The sequence below is a fragment of the Candidatus Leptovillus gracilis genome (genome assembly GCA_016716065.1).
GTDB classification, from domain to species: Bacteria; Chloroflexota; Anaerolineae; order Promineifilales; family Promineifilaceae; genus Leptovillus; species Leptovillus gracilis.
Genome location: JADJXA010000002.1, coordinates 188,432 through 209,640, shown reverse-complemented (window position 1 = coordinate 209,640; position 21,209 = coordinate 188,432). Strand labels below are relative to the sequence as shown.

Annotated in this window: 14 protein-coding genes and 1 tRNA gene; 10 read left to right on the top strand and 5 right to left on the bottom strand. The window is 58.4% G+C overall.

Features of this window, described 5'->3' with window-relative positions:
• The first annotated feature begins 80 nt into the window (after positions 1 to 80).
• The gene (gene tadA / locus IPM39_05225; protein MBK8985473.1) at positions 81 to 596 is read left to right on the top strand and encodes a tRNA adenosine(34) deaminase TadA; all 516 of its coding nucleotides are present in this window, start codon (positions 81 to 83) and stop codon (positions 594 to 596) included.
• 50 nt (positions 597 to 646) lie between these two features.
• On the opposite strand, the gene murJ is transcribed toward tadA, so the two are convergent.
• Positions 647 to 2,242: a murein biosynthesis integral membrane protein MurJ gene (gene murJ / locus IPM39_05220; GenBank protein MBK8985472.1), complete on the bottom strand. Its 1,596-nt coding sequence runs from the start codon at positions 2,240 to 2,242 to the stop codon at positions 647 to 649.
• Positions 2,243 to 2,638: 396 nt separating this feature from the next.
• Between murJ and IPM39_05215 the strand changes: the two genes are divergently transcribed.
• Entirely contained in the window at positions 2,639 to 5,431 is a 2,793-nt protein-coding gene (locus IPM39_05215; GenBank protein MBK8985471.1) for a glycosyltransferase family 39 protein, read from the top strand.
• 4 nt (positions 5,432 to 5,435) lie between these two features.
• Here IPM39_05215 and pheA read toward each other — a convergent pair whose 3' ends face one another.
• Positions 5,436 to 6,278 (bottom strand): prephenate dehydratase, encoded by an 843-nt coding sequence (pheA, locus tag IPM39_05210; GenBank protein MBK8985470.1) that lies wholly within the window; start codon positions 6,276 to 6,278, stop codon positions 5,436 to 5,438.
• Between the two features lie 331 nt (positions 6,279 to 6,609).
• On the opposite strand from pheA, the gene IPM39_05205 reads away from it, so the two are divergent.
• From IPM39_05205 to IPM39_05190, 4 genes are all read left to right on the top strand, one after another.
• Complete coding sequence (locus IPM39_05205; GenBank protein MBK8985469.1) at positions 6,610 to 8,310, top strand: long-chain fatty acid--CoA ligase; 1,701 nt, start codon at positions 6,610 to 6,612, stop codon at positions 8,308 to 8,310.
• A gap of 1,222 nt (positions 8,311 to 9,532) precedes the next feature.
• Positions 9,533 to 11,305 carry a DUF521 domain-containing protein gene (locus tag IPM39_05200; protein ID MBK8985468.1) on the top strand — a complete coding sequence of 591 codons (1,773 nt, stop codon included), beginning with the start codon at positions 9,533 to 9,535 and terminating at the stop codon, positions 11,303 to 11,305.
• Positions 11,306 to 11,398: 93 nt separating this feature from the next.
• Positions 11,399 to 12,616 (top strand): cation:proton antiporter, encoded by a 1,218-nt coding sequence (locus IPM39_05195; GenBank protein MBK8985467.1) that lies wholly within the window; start codon positions 11,399 to 11,401, stop codon positions 12,614 to 12,616.
• A 160-nt stretch (positions 12,617 to 12,776) separates the two neighbouring features.
• Positions 12,777 to 13,133 (top strand): P-II family nitrogen regulator, encoded by a 357-nt coding sequence (locus IPM39_05190; GenBank protein ID MBK8985466.1) that lies wholly within the window; start codon positions 12,777 to 12,779, stop codon positions 13,131 to 13,133.
• Between the two features lie 40 nt (positions 13,134 to 13,173).
• Here IPM39_05190 and IPM39_05185 read toward each other — a convergent pair.
• Positions 13,174 to 13,247 (bottom strand) — tRNA-Val (locus tag IPM39_05185).
• 280 nt (positions 13,248 to 13,527) lie between these two features.
• Between IPM39_05185 and IPM39_05180 the strand changes: the two genes are divergently transcribed.
• The 4 genes from IPM39_05180 to IPM39_05165 all read left to right on the top strand — a co-directional run bounded on the left by IPM39_05180 (position 13,528) and on the right by IPM39_05165 (position 17,423).
• The gene (locus IPM39_05180) at positions 13,528 to 14,604 is read left to right on the top strand and encodes an NAD-dependent epimerase/dehydratase family protein (protein MBK8985465.1); all 1,077 of its coding nucleotides are present in this window, start codon (positions 13,528 to 13,530) and stop codon (positions 14,602 to 14,604) included.
• A 289-nt stretch (positions 14,605 to 14,893) separates the two neighbouring features.
• Complete coding sequence (locus IPM39_05175; protein MBK8985464.1) at positions 14,894 to 15,403, top strand: PadR family transcriptional regulator; 510 nt, start codon at positions 14,894 to 14,896, stop codon at positions 15,401 to 15,403.
• A 66-nt stretch (positions 15,404 to 15,469) separates the two neighbouring features.
• Positions 15,470 to 15,919, top strand: a complete 450-nt coding sequence (locus IPM39_05170) for a hypothetical protein (GenBank protein ID MBK8985463.1) — start codon at positions 15,470 to 15,472, stop codon at positions 15,917 to 15,919.
• A 100-nt stretch (positions 15,920 to 16,019) separates the two neighbouring features.
• Positions 16,020 to 17,423, top strand: a complete 1,404-nt coding sequence (locus tag IPM39_05165; protein ID MBK8985462.1) for an MFS transporter — start codon at positions 16,020 to 16,022, stop codon at positions 17,421 to 17,423.
• Positions 17,424 to 17,490: 67 nt separating this feature from the next.
• Here the strand turns inward: IPM39_05165 and IPM39_05160 are convergent, their stop codons facing one another.
• Both IPM39_05160 and IPM39_05155 read right to left on the bottom strand, forming a co-directional pair.
• Positions 17,491 to 20,379 (bottom strand): peptidoglycan DD-metalloendopeptidase family protein, encoded by a 2,889-nt coding sequence (locus tag IPM39_05160; protein MBK8985461.1) that lies wholly within the window; start codon positions 20,377 to 20,379, stop codon positions 17,491 to 17,493.
• Between the two features lie 23 nt (positions 20,380 to 20,402).
• Complete coding sequence (locus tag IPM39_05155) at positions 20,403 to 21,044, bottom strand: phosphoglycerate mutase family protein (GenBank protein ID MBK8985460.1); 642 nt, start codon at positions 21,042 to 21,044, stop codon at positions 20,403 to 20,405.
• Positions 21,045 to 21,209 lie beyond the last annotated feature (165 nt).

Sequence of the window (21,209 nt, the reverse complement as noted above, 5' to 3'; positions counted from 1 at the left end):
ATCGGCTGGTATTTGTAACGATGCAGGGTTGTCATTGGTTCCCTCAGGTTTTGGGCGCGGTCGGTGTTATAATCCGGCGCATGGTGGACGATTTATGGCGGCAGAAACCCATCCCCGATGATGTGGTGCTAGAGTCGGACGTGTATTGGATGCGCCTGGCGCTGGCGCAGGCCGGGCAGGCGGCCGCGTTAGGCGAAGTGCCGGTAGGCGCGGTGGCTGTGCTGAATGGCGCGATCATCGGCGCTGGTTTTAATCGCAAAGAAATTGACCGGGACCCACTGGCTCATGCGGAGATAGTGGCGCTGCGGGCGGCGGCAGCGGCCGTGCAAAACTGGCGGCTCATCGGCGTAACGTTGTACTGCACGCTGGAACCATGCCCCATGTGCGCCGGGGCGATGATTCAGGCGCGGCTGCCCCGGCTGGTGTACGGCGCGCGCGACACCCGCTTTGGCGCGGATGGCTCCGTGGTGGACGTGCTGCGCGCCCCCGAATTTAACCACCGCGTGGCGATTACCACTGGCGTTTTAGAAGAGGAAGCGGCCGCCCTGCTGCAGCAGTTTTTTCAGGGGCTGCGCGAGAAACGGGGGAGGGTGTAGGACGTATTCCGTAAGCAGTAAGCGGAACACCGAACACTGAACACTGAACACTACTTTCTTCCCAGCCGCCGACGGCCGTAGGCCACAAACTGCCCCAATTCCTGCACGCGCAGCAGGGCGCAGGCCAGCAGGTAAGCCGCGCCGCCGACCACCGACCCCACGATAAGCTGCGGCCAGGGGGTGGCGGGAATGCGCGCGAGGGTGAAGAGGGTAACGGCCGTCATCAACCCCGCCGCCAGCCCCATCCGCCAGCCGCCATCCAACAGCGCCCGCCCTTCCAGCCGCCCCATCTTGCGCCGCAGCAGCCACAACAGCAGCGCCACCTCAACATAGTTGGACAGGCTAAAGCCCAGCGCCAGCCCCCCCAACGGCAGCAGCCCGCGCTGCGGAAAAACCGACTGGCTCAGCCACAAACTCAATCCGGCCATGATGATAATTTGCACCCCACCGGCCAACACCGGCGTCAGCGTATCGCTCAGCGCGTAAAAGGCGCGGGCGATAACCTCCAACATCATCAGGGCAATCAGGCCCAGCGCCAGATAAAACAGGGCCACCGATGCATATTCGGTAGACCCGGCGTCGAACAGGCCGCGCTCAAACAAAATGGTAATGATCGGTTTGTTGAGCAGCAGCAGCAAACTGGTGATGGGGAAACCGAGAAACAGCAGCAGCCGCAGTGAATCGGTGATGATGACGCGCATGTCGTCCAGGGCGTGGCGCGCCGCCAGCGTGGACAACGTGGGGAAGGCGGCAATGCCCAAAGCCAACCCCAAAATGCCCAACGGCAAATTGATGATGTGAAAGGCGGTGTTAATAGCCGGCAGGCTGCCCAGAGCCATCACGGCCGTGCCCGTGAGAAACAAAATTACAAACTTGTTGATCTCGCTAAACGACAACCCCAACACCCGCGGGGCCATCAACCTTAATACCTGGACCATTCCCGGATCGCGCACGGTGACGATGGGTGTGTAACGCGCCTGTTTCTGCGCTAATCCCGGCAGTTGGACCAAAAAATGGCCCAACGCGCCGATCACTGTGCCTACCGCCAGCCCCATTGCCTTGCCCTGAGTCGGACCGGCGTCTGGCTGTACCCACAAGACAGCTCCGGCGATGATACCCAGATTGTAGATGGTGGGGGCCAGCGCCGGCAGCAAAAAGTGTTGGCGGGCATTCAGCGCCCCCATGATTACGCCGCTGGCGGCAAAAATGACCGTTGACAGCAGCATGATGCGCATCAACGAAACGGTGAGGGGCAGCAGTTCCGGGGCCAGAGCGATCTGGTCGGCGTAAAAGAACCGGATCAGCGGCGCGGCAAACACGGCCGCCAAAATGGCAACGGCCGTCACCACCAGGGTAATCAGATTGATGACCGACGAAAACAGCCGCCACGCCCCTGGCTCGTCATCGCGCACGAAGTAGGCGGCAAAGGTGGGGATAAACGCCGAGCCGATGGCTCCCCCGGCGACAATCAAGAAAATCGCTTCCGGGAAGCGGCTGGCGACGGCGTAAGCGGTGGCTTCCAGCGTTTCTGTACCCAGGTAATTTAGCGTCACCATGTCGCGCAACAGCCCGATGACTCGGCTGAGCAGCACAGCGACGCTCATTAATCCGGCGGCGCGTAAAACCTGGGCACGGCCGTTATCCATTACCTTGTTCTCTGATTCCGGTGTTGACATAGCGAGGGGATTATACGGTGAACGCTTTAAAACAAAAACGGGCTGGTCCCCAACAGACCAGCCCGGTTATTGTTTGGAGAGCCAGGAACGCCGAAACCTGACTCTCGTTAAAAAGGAGGAGAAGAAGAAGAGATTTTACCCTTCACGAACTATTCTATGACAAATCCCCTACGCCACACTGTACGCGGGTCCTACGCAAAACCTACGTGAAACCTACGCTTGTGAAAATTAGAGCAATGTAGGGCGAAATTGGCGATTTCGGATTGGCAATTTCGGATTGACGATTTACGATTGGTGATGGCGGAGCCGCCGCGCAGCGATATTGACCCATGACGTTTAACAGCCAACAGGCTAAAATCCTCCTCCATGATCCACATCAACCGCCGTCATGCGCTGCTCTTTATGTTGTTGTGTCTGCTGGTAGCTGCCATACTGCGCCTGCCCGACCTGGCTGCCATCCCTCCCGGCGTCCATTACGACGAGGCGGCCAACGCCATTCTGACGGCCGAAATTGGCCGGGGCGAGAGCCGCCCTATCTTTATTGAAAGTTATACCGGCAAAGAAGTCTTGTTTTTTTACCTGACGGGGCTGATGGCACGGCTGGTAGGCGAGACGACTTTTGCCTTGCGGCTAACGGCCGCTTTTGTCGGCCTGCTGACGGTGGCGGCGACTTACTGGCTGGGGCGCGAACTGTTTAGCGACCGGCGGGTGGCGCTGCTGGCGGCGGCGCTGTTGGCAGTCAGCTTCTGGCATCTGCTGTTTAGCCATTTGGGGTTCCGGGTAATTACCCAGCCCTTGCTGCAGGCGTTGATGACGGCGGCGCTGTTTCGGGGCCTGAAGCGGCAGCAGTGGCCTTGGCTGGTGGTCAGCGGTTTGTTTCTGGGATTGGCTGGTTATACCTATCTGGCGGTGCGCTTGTTTCCGGCGCTGCTGTTGGTAACGGCCGTTCCCCTGCTGTTCAGCCGTGGTCAGGCTAACATGCGCTGGCGGCAGTTGTTCCTGGTGGCCGGGGTGGGGCTGGTGGTCCTGTCGCCGCTGCTCTATTTCTTTGCCGCCCATCCCCAAGCCTTTTGGGTGCGCATCGGCCAGGTGGGTTCGGTGAGTTGGCTGACGCTGTTGGCCAGTTACGGCCGTACCCTGCAAATGTTCTTCTTGCGCGGCGACCCGTATATTCGTTTTAACGTACCAGGACGGCCGTTGTTCAGCGCGTTTTGGGGCGCATTGCTGCTGGTGGGCTGGTTGGTTTGTTTGCTGCGCTGGCGGCGCTGCCAGGCGGATTGGCAGCGGGCAGCGGCGGTGCTGCTGCTCAGCGCCCCCTTTATCATGATTTTGCCCACCGCCCTGGCCGTCAATGAAATCACGCCCAGCAATTTGCGCGCCATTGGCCTGATCCCGTTTATTTTTTACCTGCCGGCGGTCGGCTTTGTGGTTTTAATGGATGATCTGGCGCAGCGGCTGCAACGGCCGTCTCTCTCCCGCTATGGCTTTGTGGTTATCTGCGGCGTGCTGTTGTTTGCCGAAGGCTACATGGTAGAGCGGTTGTATTACCGCCAATGGGGCGTAGACCCGGCTCTGTTTTATGCGACGGATGGGGATTTAACGGCCGTCGCCGCTTTCCTCAACGGCCTGCCGCTCGATCCCGAAGAAACCCTCTATGTCGCCGCGCTGCATTACCAGCACCCCACCATCGCCTACCTCAGCCGCCGTTACAGCGATGTGAAGTGGCTGCCCAACAGCGCCGCCTTTGTGCTGCCGCCAACCGGCTCAGCGCTGATCATTTATCCGGCCAACAGCCCGCAGCCCGATTGGACAGCGCCATTTTTGGCCGGGGCGGAATCATTGGCGGCGGTGAATGGGCCGGATGGACAACCGGCGTTTGTGGCCTATCGGCTAACGGCTGTGCCCACCATCTCCCCAGGCCACGCCCAAACCGTTCACTTTGGCAATAACGTGACCCTCTTAGGTTACGACATAGACCCAGCCGCTGCCGGGGAAAGCCTGCCGCTGACGCTGTACTGGCGCATCAACGCCGTGCCTGCGGCCGAATTTGCGCCGTTTGTCCACCTGGAAGATGCCTGGGGGATGCGCTGGAGTCAGGCGCAAACCTTTGCTTACCCGGTGTCGCAGTGGCAGCCGGGTGAAACCGTCGTGCAGCGGGTGGATGTGCCCGTGCCACCGGGCGCGCCGCCGGGCGATTATCGGCTGCGTCTGGGCTGGTTTAACGAGGCCAGCGGTGAACGGCTGCCGGTGCTGGATGAAGACGGCCGTTTCGCTGGCGACTCTTTTGTGCTGCCGGGCGCGGCCGTCACGCCCGGAACGCCGCCTGACCCGCTGCCCCAACCACCCACCCTGGTGGATGAACAGATACGGCCGGGGCTGCAACTGTTGGGCTACCAGCGGGGCGGCAGCGCCATCAGCACCGGCGAGGCGTTGGACCTGGCTTTCTGGTGGCTGGCCGACAGGCCGCAGGCGCGTCTCGCCATCCGGGTGGAGGCGTATCGGGCGGATAACGTGGGTCGGATTTTGCTGACGACGCAGCCGGTACATGGCACATACCCCTTCGTCAGTTGGGCCACGCCGCAGTTTGTCATAGACAGGCAGCGCCTGCCGATCCCGTTAAATTTGCAACCGGGCGTCTATCGCTTGCAGCTTCGGCTGCTAGATGCGGCCAATGAATCGCTGTTTGAACAAGACCTGGGGCCGTTGGTCGTGAACCAGACGGAACGCCTGTTCACGCCGCCCGAGACGCAGTTTGCGCAAGATGCCACCTTTGGCGGCGAGATTCAGTTGTTGGGCTACGATTTGGAACCGGGAGAAGCGAACGGCGTGTTTGATTTGCGCCTGGTATGGCAGGCCATTACGCCGCCGACGGCCGATTACACGGTGTTTGTCCATGTTTTGAACCAGGATGGCACGTGCTGCCTCTGGCAGCAAGACAGCCCGCCGCAGCAGGGACGTTACCCCACCAGCCGCTGGGTGGCCGGGGAAGTGGTGGTGGATGAATACCAGATTATTCTGCCGGAAACAGCCGCCCCTGGCGCTTACGTGGTGGAAATTGGGCTGTACGTGCCGGAAAACGGCCGTCGCCTGCAAGTGCAATCTCCCCTGCTGCCGCCCTCAGACGTGGTCTATTTGCAGCCGCTCATCGTCAGAGAGTGAATCGTTAATTGTCAATCGTCAGTTGTTTTGCTGCCGGATATGAGCCTAAGACCTTCAAAAACGATGCCTGCTTGAGAATGCCCAACAGCGCATCACGCACCGGCGGGTCATCTTCATGCCCTTCAAAATCCACGTAAAACAGATAGTGCCAGGGGCGGTTGCGCCGCGGCCGCGACTCGATCTTTGTCAGGTTGATGTTGCGCTTTGCCAGTTCGCCCATCACCGCGTACAACGCGCCGGGCACATGGCGTGTGGTGAAAATGATCGAAGTTTTGCTGGGGTCTTGCCGCGGCGGCGTGGATTTGCCCAAAACAAAAAAGCGCGTGAAGTTAAAATCCAGGTCTTCCAGATTACGCGCCAGGATTTCCAGATGATACGTCTGAGCGGCCAGTTCGCTGGCGATGGCCGCCGTGCCCGGTTCTGGGTTGGCGGCCAGGTCGCGGGCCGCGCCGGCCGTGTCGTAATACTCAACCGGCGTGATGCCCAGGCGGCGGATGGTTTGCTCGCATTGGGCCAACGCCTGATGGTGCGACCTCACCCGCTTCAGGTCGGCCAATTGCGTCCCGGCCGGGGCCATGAGGCAATGTTCCACTTTGACGATGGCTTCGGCCTGCACCGAAAGGTCGTGGTCCATCAATAGATCGTAGGCGGGGATGACCGTTCCGGCCAATGAGTTTTCGACCGGTAACATGCCGTGGGTAACACGGCCGTGATGCAGCGCCTCGAATATCTCTGTAAACGTGCGGCAGGGCAGCGTGTGCGCCCCCGCGCCAAAATGCTGCCGCACCGCCTGCTCCGAATAAGCGCCCGGCTCCCCCTGAAAAGCAATTATTTGTTCCCCGACCATAAGAACCTCGTCTAATTTTGGATATTTGATTTCGCATTTCCGACAACCACTACCAACTATCAACTATCAACTCCCCACAGTATAACCACAAACCCGGCCAGGCACGAACCACTATGACGTGATAAAGATCATCCGCAAAACACGCCGTTTGCAACTATTGGGAGGCGAGAAAGATGGTATATTTCATAGTAGGGGGTACCAGATTCAAAGGTACAATTATTTGTGGAAGTGTGAATTGGCTTTCGACTGCATTTTGGGTTTGGCGACAAAAACGGGCGAAAGATTTGCCAAGACACATTGTCACCCATTGGGAATAAAAGGAGAGCGTTCGATGGAGATCACATATGCTGATAAGCCCTGGCAAAAGTCTTACGACGCGGGTGTGCCTTACGACATTCCACCGCTCAAGGCCACGATTTTGGACATGCTCGAAGAGTCTGCCCGCAAATATCCAGCACATGTAGCGATGAATTTTAAGGGACAGCCCATTTCCTACCAGAAGTTCAAAGAAGAAACCGACGCCATTGCCGCCGCCTTGGCCGCCAATGGGTTCAAAAAAGGGGATCGCGCTGTCATTTACATGGCAAACACTCCCCAATTTGTCATCAGTTATTTTGGCATCATGAAAGCTGGCGGCATTGTCATCGCCACCAACCCTCTCTACACTGAACGAGAATTGGAGCATCAACTGGCCGACTGCGGCGCCGAAACCGTGTTCGTGATGAGCCGCTTTTATCCACTCCTTAAAAGCGTGCAGCGCGCGGGTCATACCAGGGTCAAGCGGGTCATTGTCACCAACATCAAAGAATATTTCCCCCCGGTTCTCAAACTCCTCTTCACCCTCTTGCGTGAAAAGAAAGGGGGCGACGACGCTAAGCCAGAAAGTGGCGATATGACCTTCCAGGATTTCCTGGCTTTAGGGCGGCGCAGCCCGGCGCCCAAAGTGGAAGTGACGTTAGATGACGTGGCGATGCTGCAATACACCGGCGGCACAACCGGCCTGGCCAAAGGGGCAATTGGCCTGCACCGCAACCTGGCGGCCAATATGGAAATGTTGAAATTGTGGCTCGATTGGCAGGAAGCCAAAGAAGGTTTTGTCGGGTCCATCCCCTTCTTCCATTCCTATGGCATGATCACCGCCATGATTTTTTCGGCGGCTATCGCCGGTACGTTGTACGTTGTGCCTGACCCACGCGACCAAAAGGATTTGCTGGCTACCATTGACAAGTACAAGCCAACGCTTTTCCCCGGCGTGCCGGCTATGTACATCGCCATCAACAACAACCCCGACGTGGCTTCCGGCAAATATGACGTCACCTCTATTCGCGCTTGCATTTCTGGCTCCGCGCCGCTGCTGATTGAAACGAAGCGCCGTTTTGAAGAGCTGACCGGTGGCAAGTTGGTCGAAGGCTTTGGCATGACCGAGACCTTTGTCGCCACTCACTGCAACCCACTGCGCGGGGAAAATCGGGAAGGCTCGATTGGTTTGCCGCTGCCGGGGGTAGAGTGCCGTATTGTGGATGCCGTTGATGGCGAAACCGACATACCCGTGAATGAAATTGGCGAACTGCTCATTAAGGGGCCGACGGTGATGAAGGGTTACTGGAACATGCCCACCGAAACCATCAACGCCTTGCGTGACGGCTGGCTGTTCTCCGGCGACATCGCCCGTATGGATGACAGAGGGTATTTCTACATCGAAGACCGCAAGAAAGACATGATCATTGCCGGTGGTTATAACGTCTATCCACGTGAAGTGGAGGAAGTGCTGGTGCAGCACCCGGCGGTGGTGGAAGCGGCCGTAGCCGGTGTGCCCGACCCGAAGCGTGGCGAAACGGTGAAAGCGTGGATCGTGAAAAAACCGGGCGACCCGACGACCGAAGAAGAGATCGTAGAGTGGTGCAAGACGCAGTTGGCAAAATACAAATATCCGCGCATCATTGAATTCCGCACGGAACTGCCTAAGACGACGGTGGGCAAAGTATTGAAGCGGGATTTGATTAAAGAATATAAGGAAAATCTGGACAAGTAACCTGGACCCATCTTGAGCCGTTGACCGATAAAACCACAAAAGTCTCGGAGACTTTTGTGGTTTTATTGTAACTGCTCACCACGAAGACACCGAGGGTACAGAGATTAAACCTGTAAAAACTCCGTGTTCCTTCGACTACGCTCAGGACAAGCCTCCGTGGTGAAATCCCAGAGAGGCTCCGTAGTTACGCAGTAAAAGCGAAAGGCGCGTCGCACCTGATAATGGTGATTTATGTTAGAAAATTTACAGACATTTTTGCAGTCTCAATTCCAACTCAGCCCGGAAACCCAGGACAAACTGTTCGCCACGCTGCTCATTTTTTTATTGATGACCGCTGCGCGCTGGTTTTCTGTGCGCTACATCAACCAACGCTTGCAAGAAAATACACGCGCCCTGTACAGTTGGCGTAAAGCGGCGGAGTACATCGCCTTCATCGTCGGGGCTATCTTGATTGGGCGCATCTGGTTGGCGGGCATTCAATCTATGCTCACCTACCTGGGCATTTTATCGGCCGGGCTGGCCATCGCCTTACAAGATATGATCAGCAACCTGGCGGGTTGGGGCTTTATTGTGGTGCGACGGCCGTTTACCGTCGGCGACCGCATCGAAGTGGGTGAATTTGCCGGTGACGTGATAGATATCCGCCTGTTCGAGTTTAGCATGTTGGAAATTGGCGGCCGGATAGACGCCGAACAGAGTACCGGGCGCATTCTACACGTGCCCAACGGCCGTGTCTTCACCGACATCATCGCTAATTTCAGCCAGGGGCTGCCCTTTATCTGGAACGAAATCCCCATCCTGGTGACCTATGAAAGCGATTGGGAAAAAGCCAAAGCCATCCTCACCGAAGTCATCAACACCTATGCCCCGCAAGTAGACCGCAACCAACTCAAACAGCGCCAGGTAAAGGGGATGCGCTTTGTCATCTCCTACAGCAACATCGCCCCGGCCGTCTATACCAAGATCGCCAGCAGCGGTGTGCTCATCACCCTGCGCTACCTGGTGCAGCCGCGCCAGAAACGCGACAACGAGCAGACCATTCACGAAGCGATTTTGCGCGCCTTCCAACTCCACGACGATATAGACTTCGCCTACGAGACCCAACGCGAATACATTCACTATCAGGAAAAGCGACGGCCGTCTTACGACCCACCCTCCGCCTCCTTCAGCCGCCCCGATACCAACCAACCAACCAACCAACTAAACAACCCCAAAGGACTTTATGTCAATCATTTCACTCAACCCCAGCCAACAAGCTATGCTGGACGGCGAACAAGGTCTGGCCCGGCAAATGGCGATGCGCCTGCTGCTAGACATGGCCGCCGCCGCTGGCGCTGCCGAACTCATCCCCATTCACAGCGCCCACCTTTCCGGCGTTTCGCCGCTGACCGGCGGATTGGGCCTGCGCCAATTCCTGGCTCGCCTGGCCAAAAACGGCGGACCCGGCGTCGCCGTGCCCACCACCCTCAATGCGGCCGGCTGCGACGAGGCCCAATTCGCCGCCATGCGGATCACCGCGCCCGACTTTTTAGCCCAGCACCAGGAGATCATCCGGCTCTACACCCAGTTGGGCGTGCAGCCTAACCAGTCCTGCACCCCCTACGAATGGGAGGGCGTGGTGACAAGCGGCGTGGCCGCCTGGGCTGAATCCAACGCCATCTGCTTTGGCAATTCTTATTGCGACCTGACCACCAACCGCGAATCGGGCCTATCGGCGCTGGCCTGTGCCCTGACCGGCTACACACCCAAATATGGCCTGCTGCTGGAAGGCGCGCAGCGGCCCAACCTGGAAGTGATTGTCACGACGCCCCTGGACGACCCCACCGATTTCTCCATTTTGGGCGACTGGATCGGCAAGCAGCGCAAACCGGGCTGGCAGCAGCCGCTCGGCCCCATCCCGCTCATCAAAGGTTTGCCGGCCGAGTTGAACCACGAGCAGCGCAAAGCGCTAACGGCCGCGGCCGCCAACTACGGCTGCCCCTTGCTCTATATCGAGGGTCACGGCGACGTGCCCGACGGGGAGTTTCAGGACCATTTGCTGTTTGATGGGGCCGCCCTGCAACAGCGGTATGACGAACTGCGGCCACGGCAGCCGGTGTCGCTCATCGCCATTGGCTGCCCGCAGGCGTCTGTGGGCGAACTAAAAGCAACGGCCGTGCTGCTGCACGGCCGTATCCTGCCCGCCGACGCCCCGCCGCTGTGGGTCTTCACCTCTTCCCACAACAAAGCCATCGCCGAAAAAACCGGCCTGGCCGACGTGATCCGCGCCAGCGGCGCCCTGCTGCTGGAAAACACCTGCCCGGAAGTGGTGCCCTACGACCAGAGCTGGGTCCACCACGTCCTCACCAATTCCATGAAGGCGGAACATTACATCAAATCCGGTCTCAATGGCCTGCCCACCTCGGTGATGAAACTGGCAGATTGTGTGCGCGTGGCGCGTGGCGCGTGGCGCATGGATGAAAATGCGGAACGCGGCACGAGGAACGGTGAACAGGGCAAAAAATCCAGTTCACCGGCTCATCCGCTCCCCCTTTCACCCACCCCTCTGCGCACCGGAGCGTTTGCGGCGAACGGCCGTGGCCTGCCCTCGCAAACCAATTTTGTGGTACAAGGCGAAGCATTTGTCACCGATGCGCCCATCACCTTGTTGGGCTTTGTCAATCGCGAGACGGGAGTCATTGAGGAAGAAGGGCATCCGGCTAATGGGCAAAGCATGGCCGGCAAAATCGCTATCTTCCCCAAAGGCAGCGGTTCAACGGTGGCCCCCTATGTGCTGCTAGAACTGTTTTATCGCGGTCAGGCGCCCATTGCCATTGTGAATACCGACATAGACCAGCAAAGCGCCCCGGCCTGCTCGCTGGAAGGCATTCCCTACGCCTATGGCTTTGATGGCGACGTGATCGGCGCCATTCAATCGGGTGACTTGGTGGCGCTGCGGCGGCGCGGCGAGCAGGTAGAGATTGAAGTGATAGAAAGAAGACCCATAGGGTTTTGAAAACCCTTTCGGTCTTGTCGCCTTTCCAACTGCAATCAGCCCGGTTATACTTCGCTTTGGGAGCCAAGCCGTATTACCAAAGGCAAACGATCTATGTCGAGTGAATTTCTTAACTTCATCCTGGCCCTGACGATTATCCTCATCGTCGCCAAAGCCAGTGGTTATTTAAGCGTCCGTCTGGGGCAGCCATCGGTGTTGGGCGAACTCCTGGCCGGTATCCTGCTCGGCCCGACGCTGGTAGACATACTCCATCGCTGGCTCATTTTTCGTGAAGACATTCACCTGTCGGAAGAAATCTCGCTGCTGGCGGAAATCGGGGTGATTTTGCTGATGATGTTGGCCGGGTTGGAGCTGAATCTGTCTGACCTGCTGCGGTCTGGTAAGGTGGCGGCGTTCGCCGGGACGCTGGGGGTGATACTGCCACTGGCGATGGGCGCGGGCGTGGCCCTGTTGTTTGGACTGCCCATGAACAGCGCCATTTTTATTGGGCTAACGCTGTCGGCCACCAGTGTCAGCATTTCGGCCCAAACGTTGTTGGAATTAGACCTACTGCGCACGCGGGTGGGATTGGCCCTGTTGGGGGCGGCGGTGTTCGATGACGTTTTGGTCATTTTGGCGCTGTCCATAGCGACAATTATGGTCACCAACAGCGGCGGCTTCGACAGTATTCTGATTACCATTGCGCGGATGGTGGGGTATCTGGTGGGGGCAACGGCCGTTGGTATTCTGGTACTGCCCCGATTAGCGGCCCTGATAGAACGGCTGCCCATCAGCCAGGGGCTTATCGCCTTCTCGCTGGTCTCTTGCCTCTTGTTTGCCTGGTCGGCCGAGGTAATTGGTGGCATGGCGGCCATTACCGGCGCGTTTTTGTTGGGCCTGTTTCTAGGGCGGCTGCCCTTTCGTGAAGAGATCGAACAAGGCATTATCACCCTGGCGTATGGCTTTTTTGTACCCATCTTTTTTGTCAACATTGGGCTGGCGGTGGACATGCGGGCCATGAGCGGCAATATCTGGGTGCTGGCGGTGGTGATTACGGCCGTAGCCATCTTCAGCAAAATCGTCGGCTGCGGTCTGGGGGCCAGACTGGCCGGTTTTAGCAATCTGGAAGCCTTCCAATTAGGCGTGGGCATGGTATCACGCGGTGAAGTCGGGCTAATTGTCGCCACCTTTGCTTTAGCCGAAGGGCTGATCAGCCAGGAGGCGTTTTCCGTCGTCGTCTTCATGGTCATTGCGGCCACCCTGGTGACGCCACCCATGCTGCGCGCCGCCTTTGCCATCAAGCCCAAAGAGCCAGAAACGGCCAAAGTCTAAAAAAACGGAGCGCCAGCAAGATGCTGGCGCTGAATGGAGGAAGGAGACTTCACCGGCTGCGGCCGACCACCATGAATGAAAACCCTGGGAGCGCAGGCGTCTCGCCTGCCGGGGGCGGGCGGGACGTCCGCGCTCCCATTTTCAGAGGAGACAACGTCCGATGTACCAGATGGTTATGTTAGTCATTGATGATGTCAACGTGTGCAGCGCGGTTCTCGACGCCTGGGAAACGGCCGGAGCGCCGGGCATCACTATTTTAGACAGCACCGGCATCGGCCGTGTGCGCAAAGCTGGCCTGCGCGACGACATGCCCCTGCTGCCCAGCATCGCCAACCTGATGCGCGCCCGTGAAGAACACCACCGCACTTTGTTCACCGTGGTGGACAAAGAAGAGTTGGTGGATAAACTGATTGAAATCGCCGAAAGAATCATCGGCGACCTGTCTCAACCCAACAAAGGCATTTTGTTTGTGATGCCAGTTTCGCGGGTGGTGGGGCTGCGGAACAAAATCAAATAAAAAAAGCCCTCGTCTAAAACGAAGGCTTTTTCATTGCGAGTGGGCGAAGAGGGACTCGAACCCACGACCTCACGGATGTGAACCGTGCACTCTAACCAGCTGAGCTACTCGCCCATAGAAGCGAGCGGAATTATAACACCGAGGTAATTGCCTAGCAAGTGGCTTCTTGGCTCACCAGCAGTTCTCGATTTGCCCGGGTGTGCTGGTAGGGGCGGGACGGCGCGGACAGGTAACAGCCACAGCGAACGGCATTTTCCCGCGCTGTCCCGCCCCTACGACAGGATCGCAAATTTAAAATTGCTGATTGGCTCAATGGTACACAGTTTGCCCGCTTATCCTGCTTCTCAGTATAATGCATAGGGTCAGCTTCGCGGTGCTGACGAAGGATAATTTTATGAAAGCATTTGTAACTGGTGGAACAGGTTTCATCGGCCAACAGGTCATCAAAAAGCTGTTGGCGCGCAACTATGAAGTGTACGCGCTGGCGCGCTCGGCCGCCAGCGCGCAGATCGTGGCCGATTTGGGCGGCGTTGTGGTTCACGGCGACATCACCGACGTTGAGTCCATGCGCGCCGGTATGGCCGGCAGCGACGTGGTCTTCCACATCGCCGCCTGGTACAAGGTGGGGGTCTCTGACGGGCTTGAGGCCGAAGCGATCAACGTCGGCGGCACGCGCAAGGTGCTGCGTCTGGCGCATGAATTGGGCATTCCCAAAATCATCTATACCAGCACCATCGCCGTTTTCGGCGATACGCACGGCCAATTGGTGGACGAGAGTTTCTACCAGGGCGGCCCTTTCTTGTCTGAGTATGACCGCACGAAATGGTTGGCGCATTACAAGGTGGCGCTGCCGCTCATCGAAAAAGGCGCGCCGATCATCATTGTGATGCCCGGCATGGTCTATGGCCCCGGCGATACCAGCGTACTGGCCGAAATGATGCAGCTGTTTTATCGCGGACTGCCGGCCTTGCCCGGCCCAGAAACCATGTTCACCTTTGCCCACGTGGAGGACATTGCCGAGGGGCATTTGTTGGCTCTGGAAAAAGGGCAGATTGGGGAGAGTTACATTCTGGCCGGCCCGGCGATCCCGTTGGGAGAGATGATGGATTTTTGGGGCCATCTGACGGGTAAGTCAGCGCCGCTGCTGCGTATTCCGGCGCAGATGGTACGGCCGTTTGCCCCAATCATGGGCGCCGCCAATGCGCTACTGCCTTTGCCATCTAGTTTTAGCCAGGAAGCGACCCGTTCCCTGGGCGCGACATACATCGCCCGGTCTGATAAGGCGCGGGCGCAGTTGGGGTGGCAGACACGGCCGTTGCAAACCGGCATGTTAGAAACGTTCCAGTGGATAGAAGCGCAAGAAACCGCCGCCGGCAGCGCGCCCAGCCGAGAGAGGCAGCTAGCCGGTCTGGCTGTTCTGGCGGCTGCGGGATTGTTCCTGCTCTGGCTGCTCGGCCGCCGCCGCAAATAGACATAAAACAAGAGGCAGGGAATGGGCTTGTTCCCTGCCTCTTGTGCTACCAATACAATTCAGACTACAGATTAATTCTAGTCTCTTTACCGCCAAAGAAAATAGGTGATATTGCCTATAACCGGCGGCCTCTCCCCTGGTTCCCCTCACCTAATAAACCCCAACAGCCTGCTTGCTGTTCATTGATGCGCCGCAAAACGGCCGTGCAGCTTGACATCTCGCAAAATAATCCTATAATCAAGACTGAATAGTCAAATTTGACTATTCAGTTTCGAGGTCACAGGTTAGAATGGAACGCGAACTACTCCTTCTGGGACTCTTACAGCGGCAGGAAATGCACGGCTATCAACTGCACGAGTTCATTGACAGCTATATGCAAACATGCGTTGATCTCAAAAAGTCAACCGCCTATTACCTGCTGGAAAAGATGGCCCGCGAGGGATTGGTCAGCAGCAGCGAGGAAAGGGAAGGCAACCGCCCACCGCGCCTGGTCTACAGTCTGACGGCGGCCGGCGAGGCCCACTTCCTGGATCTGCTGCGCCAAAACCTGTCCACCCACCTGCCGGCCCGCTTCCCCGGTGACACCGGCCTGACCTTTCTGGATAATTTGCCCCGCGCCGACGCCATTAGCCTGCTGCAAACCCGCCAGACCGCTTTGGCCCAGGAACTGGCGCGCGTTGAGCAGGCCCCGACGCATACCGGTTCGCTGCAACTGCTGATCGAACACCAGATTGTCCATTTGCGTTCAGAAGCAGGTTGGCTGGAGCAAGTTATCAATCACCTGGCAAACGAGATTTAACGCAGCGTCAGTTTGGAGCCAACAAAAAGTCATTACTAATCCCTATCAAAAAGGAGTCAAAAGACTATGTATCCTCTTGTGCTTGGTTTACACAATATCACCCGCTGGCTGGTCCTCATTGTGGGCATTTTGGCGATTATCCGCGCGTTCATAGGCTGGTCTGGCAAGAAACAATGGACCGGATTAGATAACTCAGCCGGCCTCTTTTTTACCATCAGCCTGGATGTGCAGCTGCTGTTAGGTCTGCTGTTGTACGGGGTACTCAGCCCCATTACCACCGGCTCTTTTTCTAATTTTGGCGCGGCTATGTCGAATTCCGATACGCGTTTCTGGCTGGTGGAACATCTTTTCACCATGGTCGTGGCCGTCGTTTTAGCCCACGTCGGCCGTTCCCTATCCAAAAAAGCGCCAACACACGTGGCAAAACACAAGCGCGCCGCCATCTTCTTTACCCTGGCCCTGATCGCCGTGCTGGCGGGCATTCCGTGGTTCCGACCGCTGCTGCCGATATTCTAAAAACAATATGGGGGCTGGAAGCCGTGTTCCGTAATCCGTAATCCGTAGGCATTTGCCAGAAGTGGCGCCCTACGGATTACGAAGGATCTGAGGGAGTCGTATGGACACAAAACAAGTCGCCAACAAGACGGCCGTTGCCGCCGAAGACAAGCTTGATTTCAAACGCATTCTACCCATCTTTGTCATCGTCCTGATTGACTTATTGGGCTTGACCATCATCATTCCCTTGATGCCTCTGTATGCCGCCTCTTTCAATGCGTCACCGGCGGTCATCGGGATGTTGGGGGCTACGTACCCGGTAATGCAATTTATTGGCGCGCCGATATTGGGGCGGTTATCGGATAAGTACGGCCGTAAACCCATCCTCGTCATCAGCCAGATTGGCACCTTGAGCGGCTTTTTGCTGTTGGGCGTCGCCAACACACTGCCGCTGCTCTTCCTGTCGCGCATCATAGACGGCATCTCTGGGGCCAACATCGCCACCGCCCAGGCGGCCATCACCGACTCCACCACCGAAAAAACGCGCACCCAGGGGTTGGGGCTGATTGGCGCCGCCTTTGGGCTGGGCTTCATCGTTGGTCCGGTCATCGCCTTTGTCGCCCTGGCCCTGACCAACAACAACTACCACGCGCCAGCCTTTGCTGCCGCCGCCTTCTCTTTTCTCTCCATCTTGCTGACCATTTTCTGGTTCAAGGAAACATTGCCCGAAGAAAAGCGTGGTCAGGGCGACAGAAAACCCACCTTCTCTTTTGCGGCCATGGCCAAAGCGCTCAGTTATCCCACAGTCGGCATTTTGCTCATTCTCATGTTTGCCCAGCAGTTGGCCTTCGGTGGATTCGAGCAGCTTCTCTCGCTTTTCACCCTCAATCGTTTGGGCCTCAACGCGGCCGGAAACTCGATCATTTTTGTCTACATCGGCGTCATCGTCGTGGCGGTGCAGGGGGGTCTCATCGGCAAATGGAGCCGTAAGTATGGCGACCGGCGGTTGATTTATGGCGGGCTGGCGCTGTTGGCGGTCGGACTCATCTTGTTGGGACTGACGCCGAGAAACCCTGTGCCCTGGTACTCACAAACGGCCGTCACCGAAGAGCTAGGCGGGAACCGCACTCTGCCAGGCGAAACGCCACCCACACAAAACATCTCCCTGGACCTGCCCAACGAGGCGAACAAGGGGTGGTTGGGCTTTTTCTGGCTCATGGTGGCCGTTGTGCCTGCTTCCATTGGTGGCGGTATTCTGTCACCGGCCATCAACAGCCTCATCACCAAACGAGTCAGAAACGACGAAATCGGCGGGATTTTGGGGATTTCATCTTCCTTCGTCAGCGCGGCCAACGCCTTGGGACCATTGTTAGGCGGGTTTGTTTTTCAGGCATTGGGAGCCAGCGCGCCCTTTGTGGCCGGCGGGGTATTGTCTGGCCTGATGTTGGCTCTGGCCTTGCAGCGGGTGAAACCGGGGCAGGAAGAGCAGATGAAAGCCGGTCTGGCGCGCGGTGGGGGGCATTAGGGACAGTGACCAGCGTTCAGTGTTCAGTATCCAGTGAGTGTCACTGGATACTGAACACTGAATCCAATTACTGGGGAACGGCCTGAATAGTAAGCTGCATGACGGCCGTTGCATCCTGATTATTTGCCAGGTCCCAGGCGTAGGCGCGGTAGAACAATACCCCGGCGGCATATGGCCCGCCGGCAAATTCACAAATCGTCACCGCCAGACAGCTTTGCACGCGCACCAGGTCTGTCTGGCCGGGGCTTTGCAGCCAGATTTCGATGCGGGCGACAGCCTGATTGTCCTCGGCCCGCGCCGTAAATGTCAACACATCGCTGGCGGTGGGCCGCAGCGGCAGTACGGTAATAGACACCACCGGCGGCCGTATATCCGGGTTAAGGGTTGGCGTCAGCGTGGGAGTGGCGGTGGGGGTTGGGGTGTTGGTGGGCGTGGCCGTGACGGTGGGCGTCGCTGTTGGCGGCGCGGGGGTGGGCACGGCCGTTACCCCGGCCACACAAGCCGTCTCCACCACATCGTCAGATACCCAAAATTCGCCGCTGCCGGGCAGCTCTAAGCGCCACCAACTGCTGGTGGAGTTACGGCCGTTAATCGTCGCCGTTCTGCCCTGGGGTAGGGTGGTGGCAACAGGATAGGCCACCCCCGGCCCACGCCGCACATTCACGCCAAATTCGGCTGTCACCGTGATGGTTGGCGTGCAGGCCGCCTCGTCTGTCGCTGTCGCCGATGGCGCGCCGGTTGGCGGTGAACCGCTGGGAGCCAGCAAATTCTTCGACGGATCAATGACGATGGCCCGCGCGGCCGGTGGCTCTTCCACATTGCCGACGTTATCAGTAGCCGAAACCAACACCAGAAAACGGCCCGGCGTGCCGCCAAAACTCTCCACCAATTCCTCCGGCAGTTCTGGCAGTTCGCCATTGGCTTGCAAAACAAACGGCCCGGTATAGGGCTGCCAGGTCGTGCCCGCGTCCAGGCTGTATTCGATTGTCGCCACGCCCGCCGGATCTGTGCTGCTGACCGACACCGTGACACGTTCGTACCACGCGCCATCCACGCCGGGCGGCCCTTCTACCTGGATAGTGGAAGTGGGGGGAACCACATCGCGCAGCGGCTGGCCCATAAGGGCGCATTGGCCGGGACGGTTGGTGGTGGCAATCGCCAGCCCATTGGCCTCGTCAATAAAGGTGGGCAGCGGCTGCCACGTTTCGCCGTCTACGCCCAGCCAGTAAATCGCCAATGTGTTGGGGTCTACGTTGCTCAAATCGGCCGATGCCAGGGGAATTTCCACGTTTAGCGGGGCGCTGAACTGCGTCAACTGGTTGCCAACGGCATCGGTGACAGACAGAAGGCAGCCGCTGCCCGTACCGACCAATTCGTGGGTGAAGTGCGGATCGGGTGACCAGGCGAAGGTGAGGCGGCCGCCGGGCGGCAAGCTGCCCGGTTCGGCGCACAGCCCGACCGGCGCGGCGCTCTGCTCGGCCGCTGTGGGGCGGCTGATCTGGCCGCCGCCGGTCTCGGGAATGGTGACGACCACGCCCAACGGATGGCGCCAGAGGTAGAGGCTGGGGCTGCCGGGGTGGGCATAGGTGTCGCCGCGCGCATCTACAAACTGCGTGGCCTGCCCCCAGGGATCGGCTGGATGGGCGGCGCTGGGCAAAAAACCAAAGGGGTCTACGCTTTCGCTGGCGCTGAAACGGCCGTTGCCATCCCAATCCACGCGCACTTCAAAATGCAGATGATGGCCGGTGGACCAGCCGGTATTGCCCATGCTGCCCAGGCGCGTCCCGGCCGCCACAAACTGGCCGACGCGGCCGGACATGGCAGCAAAATGCTCATCCGGGTCCAGATGCCAATAAGTGGTCTGCACGCTGCCCAACTGCGGCACGGTGTGGATCAGCTTGACAAACAGCGCCCCGGAGGAGGAGTCTTCACCAGCCTCGGCAACCACGCCATCGGCGGCGGCGAACACCGGCGTACCCGGTTGGCGGACGACAAAGGTGGAAAAATCGTACCCAGGATGGCCGCTGTAGCTGTCCTGGTTACTGAGTTGGCCGTTGAACAACAGCATAAAGCGGCCCACCGGCGGCTCGGCCGGTTCGCGCCCAAAGACCACGCCAGGGTCTTGCGGCGCAGGATAGAGCGGGTAAAGATGGTCAAAAAAGCTGTTCAAGCGGCCGCCAGCCTGAGCGCGCTGCACCGCTTTCAGGAAGGCGGCATCGTCGCCGCCAAAAGTTTCGTTATCGCCGGTGTAGGGGAAGGGCAGTTCCAGCAGAGGGATGGATTGCACCACCGCATCGGTGGGCTGGGTGGATGGTTGGCTGCCGCCAATGGGGGTAACGGCCGTCATCACCGGTTCCTCACAGGCGGCCAGGGTTACGGGCTGGGTGGGTGGCAAGATAGTTGGGTTGGCTTCCGCCTCTGGCGTGGGTGGCGTATTGGTGAACCACCAGACAGCGACAATGCCTAACAGGCACACGGCGACGGCGAACAACAGGGCGACGATGATGACCGACGGCCGTCGCCAGGGTGATGGCGTGGCAGCTTCATAGAGCGTGGGCAGGGGTTGGGCAAAAGCGGGCGCGCTGTCGTTCCAGGTGTCAGCGGCAGAGGCGGGCGGGGTGTAGCTGAGGGTTGTGTCGCCCAGCGTGAGCGATTGTCCTGGCTGCCAGGCGACAGATTGATTCGGCGTCAGCCGTTCGCCGGCCAGGAACGTGCCGTTGGTCGCCCCCAAGTCCATTAGCCAGACGCCTTGCTGGTTAACAGTCAGGCGCAGGTGGCGTTTGGAGACCAATTCGTCGGCGAGTTGTACATCGGCTTCGCCAGAGCGGCCAAGGATAACGTCGGGCGCGGCCAGGTCTATGACGGCCGTTGCGCCACCGGCGAAAGTGAAGGTAAGGGTTCCGTAGGACATATGGTAGTTGGGAGTTGGGAGTTGGGAGTTGGTTGTTGCTATCAACTCCCAACTCCCAACTAACCCCATCAACTCCTGATTAAATGTTCTGTCAGGAAGCCGGTGAAGGTGGGACGGCCGTTGGCGGTGAAGTCTACTTGCAGGATGGCGGCGTTGGGCATCTGGACAGCCTGAATAAAAGTAGCGTAACGGGCCATGAAGTCGGGCGTGGCTTCCTTGTGGCCGATGATGAGCGTAAGCAGCAAAGCGCGCAAAAAGAGGCCGTGGCTAAAGACGACAATGAATGACGCGGGACAGGCCTGGATTTGGGCGGTAACGGCCGTTACCCGGTCCATCAATTCGGCAAACGATTCTGACCCTGCACCGCTGTGGTGATGGGGATCATTGCGCTGCCAGTAGGCCAGGGCTGCCGGCCAACGCTCGCTGCCGGTGGTATCTTTGTAGTGAAGCGGGTCCAGGTAGACAAATTCGTGGACCGGCCAGGTTTCTACGGCAATGTGGGGATAACGAGCGAGAGCGGGTACGGCCGTTTGCCGGGCACGCAAGAAGGGTGACACCACAAATAAATCGGGCGGCTGCGGTAAGGCAGCGGCGATTTGTCCGGCCTCTTCGTGGCCCAAGAGGGTCAGGGCCGATTCGGCAGGGTGGGTAGTAGGAAGATCAGCGTTAGATTCGCTTTGACCATGACGAATAAACCAGACGGCCGGCATCAATCTCCTCCTGATGATGGTGTCAACGATAATTCCAGCAAACAGTTTACCAAAAGCGGGCTATTTGTCACATTTGTGTAATGGTCATAGGCTAGCCACACTCATCAAGTTAAGGACATCGCGTCGCATTGTCATTCTGAGCGTAGTCTTCGGAGCGAAGAATCC